3 protein-coding genes are annotated in these 1992 nt (G+C 51.9%); 1 reads left to right on the top strand and 2 read right to left on the bottom strand.

Annotation, left to right across the window (positions count from 1 at the left end):
- Together BLX24_RS31945 and BLX24_RS30120 are read right to left on the bottom strand one after the other, a co-directional pair.
- Window positions 1-295, bottom strand: a 295-nt coding sequence (locus tag BLX24_RS31945; RefSeq protein WP_143092908.1) for a carboxypeptidase-like regulatory domain-containing protein, incomplete at its 3' end; no start/stop codon positions are given.
- A gap of 102 nt (window positions 296-397) precedes the next feature.
- Window positions 398-1654, bottom strand: a complete 1257-nt coding sequence (locus BLX24_RS30120; protein WP_071506884.1) for an Hsp70 family protein — start codon at window positions 1652-1654, stop codon at window positions 398-400.
- 138 nt (window positions 1655-1792) lie between these two features.
- Here BLX24_RS30120 and BLX24_RS32395 point away from each other — a divergent pair.
- The coding region (locus BLX24_RS32395) for a GNAT family protein (protein ID WP_510185439.1) at window positions 1793-1992 on the top strand (200 nt) is incomplete at its 3' end.

Raw genomic sequence — 1992 nt, 5'->3', positions numbered from 1 at the left:
GCGTAACGGCGACGGTTGTGATCTGGTCATCATCAACGGTAATCTGCTGCCGGACCGTCTGAAATCCGACATGAGAAACCTCGATCCGGTAGGTTGCCGGTGGCAGGTGCATAAACCGGAACCGACCCAGTTCATTTGTAACACTAGCTTTACCGGTTCCGGAAAGCTGGACCACAACGCCCGCCAACGGCTGGCCCGTCTGCTGGTCTCTGACCTGCCCCGCGATTCCGCCAAGGTGCGCAAACGCCTGGTTAACAACGAGTAGTAGTAATAAGCAAAGAAAAGTAGATTTCATAAACGGATACCATATCTGTATTCACACATCAAAATTAGTATCAATACAGATACATACCGGATACTTTTCGGCAGATTAGGGAATGTTTTCTAACCTGTTGCTTTATCCGAATTTGTACAAACTGTCATAGGCAAGCCCGAGACCGACACTCGAAAGTTTATTCTGATCCGCAATCTGCGCATCGGGAAAGAGGTTCCGGAACGCCTGCTGCACCAGCGGTACTTCGGTTGATCCGCCGGTCAGAATGACCAGATCAATGGCTTCCGCCCTTACGCCGGCATCGGTCAGGCACTGACTGGCAGCCTGCGCAATTTTATCCACGTCGTCGCGGATAGACGCCTCAAACAGCGAGCGCTCCATGGTGATCCCGAAGCCTTCCTCGATAAAATCGAAGGGGGCGAGGTACGTTTCCTCTCCGGTCAGGGCGATTTTCGACGCTTCAGCACCAGCCAGCAATACGTGCCCTGTCTCTTTCTCAAGCACTTGCAGCAACCGGCCAAGCCGCTTCTTATCGTGTGACTGGTGCAGATACTGACGGGTTTGCTGGATAGTTTTCGGCGTATACAGAAAGTTAACCTTACTCCATTCTGCCAGGTCATGATACGGCCGGAGCGGTACCTCCAGATTTTTCTCACCGTAGGTACTCCGGTAACCCAGTTCGGGCATGATCGCGTGCAGACTCAGTTCCTTGTCAAAATCGTTCCCGCCGATCCGGACGCCGGTATTGGCCAGAATATCCGAGGATCGGTCGGCTTTCCCCCGGTGTTGCTGCGACAGCCGGATGACGGTAAAATCGGATGTACCACCTCCTAAATCCACGACAATGGCCAGTTTCTCGCCCGACACATTGGCTTCGTGGGCAAAAGCCGCAGCAATGGGTTCATACTGAAAACTGATCGACTTAAAACCGATCCGTTCGGCAATGGCCTTTAATTCGGCTTCCGCGCGCTCATCCGCGCCGGGGTCGTTGTCGACAAAATGGACCGGCCGCCCCATCACCACATGTTCGATTTCCTGACCGGCATAGGCGTCGGCTTTCTCTTTCAGCGTCCGGAGAAACGTGGCGATGATGACTGAAAAGTTCATAGACACCCCATTCACTACGGTGCCGTTTTTCATCAGCGGTGTTCCGAGTACCCGCTTGAGACTCCGCATGAACCGCCCTTTCTTACGATCAAAAAACAAATCGATAGCTTCACGTCCGAAAAAAGGCTGGTTATTCGGGCTTTGAAAAAAAATGGCGCTGGGAATGGTCACATGGTTGTTTTCAACCGGTGCCAGCGTTACCGCTCCATCTTTATTCAAGGCAAAACTGGTATTGGAAGTGCCGAAATCTATTCCGCAGGTTATCAGTGTCATTGTGCTTGTTGCGCAGATAAAACAGGTTTGACCGTCAGCCATTGAGGGTCATTTTTTGCTTAAAGGGCCGCAAAGATAGCGTAAATGACGTTAGCTCAGAAGTATTTTTTACTTTTACCCTTTCTGACTGCCTACCTGATGATCCGGATTATCCCTTACCAACCTGACTGCCACGAACAACTGGTCGATATCTGGCACCGCGCTGTCCGGGCCACTCACCATTTTCTGACGCCGGAGGATATTGCCTTTTTCCTGCCCGTCGTCCGAGAGCATGCCTTCACCTCCGCTGAAGTTTATGTGGTCGTTACCGGTACGAATCAGCCGGTTGGCTTTATAGG

It is taken from the genome of Arsenicibacter rosenii (genome assembly GCF_001870735.1).
Taxonomy (GTDB): domain Bacteria; phylum Bacteroidota; class Bacteroidia; order Cytophagales; family Spirosomataceae; genus Arsenicibacter; species Arsenicibacter rosenii.
The sequence above is the reverse complement of the archived record's forward strand: the minus strand, read 5'-3'. Positions and strand labels throughout refer to the sequence as shown.